Here is a 3,898-nt window from a genome sequence, read left to right on the forward strand (position 1 = left end):
GAATATTTAACATGATGAGACCTCACGCTCCTTACATTTTGTTGGGGGTGTTTTCTTGTGTGCGAGGTCTCATTTCTTTTTTCAGGAGGCTGATTCCTTCCCAGTACCTACTGAAATTTTACACGGTTGCATATCGGTATTAATTACTTCACTGCATAACTTCTGTTATAATAAAAATGTAAATATTATTAATTTAATGGAGGGAGGAACGGTTAATATGTTTAACAAGGTTTTACTAGCCGTGGATGGTTCAACCGCAGCGACAAACGCAATTCATTTGGTGAGACAAATGTTAGACACAGGAACGGCCAAGAATGTCACAGTCCTATATGTAGGGGCCTATGTTAAAGAAGTTAATAGTTATTATGCCTTAGCAGGTACAACTCGAAGGAATGAGATCCGAGAAGAACTTCGTCAAGCAGGACAAAAAATACTTGATGCGGCTAAAGAAATTTTGGGCTCAAAGGAGAACGTTAACTACGTCATCGATTTTGGCAATCAAGCTGAACAAATTCTTGAATGGTCAAAAAAAGGTTATGATCTTGTAGTTGTAGGCAGCAGAGGACTAAACCCCTTCGCCGACATTCTAATCGGCAGCGTTAGTAACCGGGTTATACAGTTTGCTTCCTGCCCTGTGCTGGTAGTTAAACCATAGCAAAGCCTCTCCCACCACTTCAGGTGGGAGAGGCTTCACAATTCTCCAGCTTGACTTTCGGTGAACGGGGAAGCCAATACTCATCAAGGAACAACAGGTCTGTTCTGGCTAACTGTCTGAGGAAGCAGGAATATGAGCCATCCCCACGGGCAATGGCCAGGTCAGACAATAAGCGGGGCAGCCAAAAATAATGGGCAGACAGTCCCTGCCGACAGGCGGTATTTCCCAGAGCACAAGCAAGATAGGTTTTTCCCATCCCGGTTGAACCAGTGATGAGGTAAAGATCGCAAAACTGGCTGTACTGATAGCCTGATGGATTATTCTGTTTGTATTCCAGCCACAACTACTGGAGGGTCATCCCATTGCGCCGCATTTCCAGATGAATCATTGCCCAATCAGGTTGAGCTGGCTGATTTACCTTCGCCTGACTGGAGGGGAAAAGCAGTTTTTCAAACCTAGTCTCGGTCATCTCCTCTGGCAGCGGCCACGAAACACCAGCGGCTTTGGCTCTGGCCAATGCGATATATCACTGATAATGGGTTGGAATATGCAGTGGTTGATCAGTTTAGTTTCTCTGATCGGTTTCGCAACCACTCAGCCACAGTAGGAAACACCTGTTCGCGAGCCGCTTTGCCGAAGACCAGTCCCCCATGGCCGACTGGAAATTCCAGATAGGTTTTTTCACGGCTACCAAGGTACTCCAATGCTGCTGCCGTCTGATGCGGCAAAACAATGTGATCCCGCTGTCCCACCAAGGCCAAAAGGTTCGACTTGATCCGCTGCAGGTGGACAGTCCGGCCCCTTAAGACGATCTGGTTCTTGACTAGACGATTTTCCTGATAGAATTCCTTTATCCACTGCCGGTAAGCTTCTCCCGGGAAGTTGATTCCGTCGCTCATCCACTTGTTCAAAACCTTCCAGGAGTGAACGGACAAACCCTCGTCCAAGAGTTTCCACAAACGAGTGTATGTTCCTAAATAGTTATTGACTGGGTTTAACATCCTGGTTCCCATATCAATGAAATCCCGGGGAATAAGTTGAAAGGTGTCAGCCACTCTATCCGCATTAAAAGCCGGGGCTGCCAGCCAAATACTGGATATACCAGCATCGGTAAAATCAACAGGTGTCGCAATATAAATCAGGTTTTGTACCCTTGGTTTCTCAAAAAGCGCTGTATACATGGTGGCCATAGTACCACCCATACAGTAACCAATAATAGTCAAGTTTTCAGATTCCGCCTCGGCAGTCACTCTTTTTACCGCCTGAGCTATGTAATCAAAAACGAGATCAGCAAAGGACAAGTTGCGGTCTTCCCAGTTGAAATCACCCCACTCCAGCATATAAACATCGAAACCATCATCCACCAGATACTCAACTATGCTCATACCGGGAGTTAGGTCCAAAATATAAGCCCGATTGATTAATGCATAGATGAACAACACTGGAGTACGGTATTTTCTGCCTACTGAAGAATGATAGTGGTAAAGCTTGGATTTATTTTTACGCCATATTATATCTTTTGGAGTACATCCTGTCTGAGGACGAGGATCCAGGGTCAGGATTTCCAGCCATCTTTTTGTTACCTGCAGCCAGCGTTCCTGGCCTTCCTGCAGCAAAGCCCCAATTTCTGTCGGTGATTTTGCCCGCATAGTATATTTCATCGTTTCCACCTCACGTTAACCGAGTCTTGCCAATACTTCATCTGTAGGAGGAATTACCTCTGCTTCTCCGGTCAACACTAATTGTCCATCCTGGTTGGTGCAGGTAGTCTTAAGCCTGACTCGTTCACGCTCTGCGTCGATTCCGATGACTTCGACCTCTGCTCTGATAGTATCATTGAAAAATACCGGCTTTAAAAATTTTACAACCTGAGAAACATATATTGTCCCTGTACCCGGCATCTGCGTGCCGATAACCGCAGATATAAGGCCCATTAGGAGCATACCGTGGACAACTCTTCTGCCAAATCTCCCTTGTTTAGCCCGGGCCTCGTTAACATGGACCAGGGAGAAATCACCAGTGATACCGGCATAGTTATAAACATCAGTTTCCGTAATAGTCTTTTCGAGCCAACCCTTATCTCCAATCTTAAGCCTGTCTATAGTATAACCCTGCATTTTATTCCTCCTTTACATCTGGACTATTCTTACTGGCTGATGACTCTTTCTTCTTGCTCTTATAACTACTTGCCTTAAAAGCACTTTCCTGTGATGACAATGCCATAATATCACTAGCTAATTTTCCCAGGTTGGTAATAGCAGTTCTGATTTCATTAAGACTTTGATTTTTTTCTTGCAACATAAGGTCAATCTTATCGATCTTATCTTCCAAAGCAACTACGATCTCTGCTACCCTGGCCACGTCTTGTTTAGTAGCAAATGGAAAAGCCTCCGCCCATTTTTCGGTCGTCTCAGTGTACAGCTTGTGGAAAACAAGGTAGTTTTCCAACATGCTGTCAATCATTCGGGCAAAGCTCTGAGTAGCAATAGCTTCACGTACTGTGGAACTTATTGCTTCTTCAGTAGCAAAATACATTTTTTTCCATATTTCAAAGGGGTTTGGTATTTTCATTTCTTGCTGTTTATTTTCCTCATTAAAACTCATGAAAGGCATCCCCCTCATCTGCGTTTTACTGCTATAAAAGAAAGCGTGCCCCGCAAAGGCACAGCCCTTTCACACCACTGTTTAAAATACTTGATAAGATTCTTATTTCGAATTCGTATCCTCTTTAGAGGATATTTCTTCTACCTTCTTCGCAAGTTCTTCCACTTTTTTTACTAATTCCTGATATGATATAAAACCAGGAATGGAAGGGATGTTTTTTGTAGTAGCTGTGGCCGTTTCCTTGACCAACCCTTCTACTTCTTTAAAGTTATCACGCATTTTTTCCGTTATCTGTTCAGCTAATTTTACATATTCCTGCCTCATGTTTTTTCTCTGTTCAATATAGGTCTGTGCAATCTTTTCCCATTGTTCATTTAGCCACGAAAAGCCGCCTAAAGTTGCCATCATCATGTTCCACATCTTTTCATTCATTTCTGACACCAAAGCCATATTTCTCCCTACAATTTCGTCAACCCAAGAAGCGCGGCTGTTCTTTTCATCCATTTTCCCATGGCCGAGTAAAATTTCAGTAGGCACCAGAAGGGGATCAGCCCCCTGAAAAAGAAATGAGACCTCGCCCAAAAAAACACCCAAAGTCAAACTAAAGGAGTGTGAGGTCTCATGTTAAATATTCGCCAA

At 43.8% G+C, this 3,898-nt stretch carries 6 protein-coding genes; 1 reads left to right on the forward strand and 5 read right to left on the reverse strand.

Going from position 1 to position 3,898, the window contains the following annotated elements; genetic code table 11:
- Positions 1-217 precede the first annotated feature (217 nt).
- On the forward strand, positions 218-655 hold the full coding sequence (locus tag HPY74_20180; protein NSW92926.1) for a universal stress protein: 438 nt from the start codon (positions 218-220) through the stop codon (positions 653-655).
- A 19-nt stretch (positions 656-674) separates the two neighbouring features.
- Here the strand turns inward: HPY74_20180 and HPY74_20185 are convergent, their stop codons facing one another.
- The 5 genes from HPY74_20185 to HPY74_20205 form a co-directional block, all read right to left on the reverse strand.
- Positions 675-911: an ATP-binding protein gene (locus HPY74_20185; protein NSW92927.1), complete on the reverse strand. Its 237-nt coding sequence runs from the start codon at positions 909-911 to the stop codon at positions 675-677.
- Positions 912-1,215: 304 nt separating this feature from the next.
- Positions 1,216-2,316 carry an alpha/beta fold hydrolase gene (locus HPY74_20190; protein NSW92928.1) on the reverse strand — a complete coding sequence of 367 codons (1,101 nt, stop codon included), beginning with the start codon at positions 2,314-2,316 and terminating at the stop codon, positions 1,216-1,218.
- A 15-nt stretch (positions 2,317-2,331) separates the two neighbouring features.
- A complete protein-coding gene (locus tag HPY74_20195; protein ID NSW92929.1) occupies positions 2,332-2,772 on the reverse strand; it encodes a MaoC family dehydratase in 441 nt (146 codons plus the stop codon).
- 1 nt (position 2,773) lies between these two features.
- Positions 2,774-3,259 (reverse strand): hypothetical protein, encoded by a 486-nt coding sequence (locus HPY74_20200; protein ID NSW92930.1) that lies wholly within the window; start codon positions 3,257-3,259, stop codon positions 2,774-2,776.
- Positions 3,260-3,361: 102 nt separating this feature from the next.
- The gene (locus tag HPY74_20205; protein ID NSW92931.1) at positions 3,362-3,796 is read right to left on the reverse strand and encodes a hypothetical protein; all 435 of its coding nucleotides are present in this window, start codon (positions 3,794-3,796) and stop codon (positions 3,362-3,364) included.
- Between the last annotated feature and the right edge of the window lie 102 nt (positions 3,797-3,898).

This window comes from Bacillota bacterium, assembly GCA_013314855.1.
Taxonomy (GTDB): Bacteria; Bacillota; Clostridia; order Acetivibrionales; family DUMC01; genus Ch48.

Bases quoted from the DNA above. Each gene is read 5' to 3' on its own strand.
- HPY74_20180 (NSW92926.1), top strand. From the start codon at position 218: ATGTTTAACAAGGTTTTACTAGCCGTGGATGGTTCAACCGCAGCGACA.
- HPY74_20195 (NSW92929.1), bottom strand. From the start codon at position 2,772: ATGCAGGGTTATACTATAGACAGGCTTAAGATTGGAGATAAGGGTTGG.
- HPY74_20200 (NSW92930.1), bottom strand. From the start codon at position 3,259: ATGAGTTTTAATGAGGAAAATAAACAGCAAGAAATGAAAATACCAAAC.
- HPY74_20185 (NSW92927.1), bottom strand. From the start codon at position 911: ATGGGAAAAACCTATCTTGCTTGTGCTCTGGGAAATACCGCCTGTCGG.
- HPY74_20190 (NSW92928.1), bottom strand. From the start codon at position 2,316: ATGAAATATACTATGCGGGCAAAATCACCGACAGAAATTGGGGCTTTG.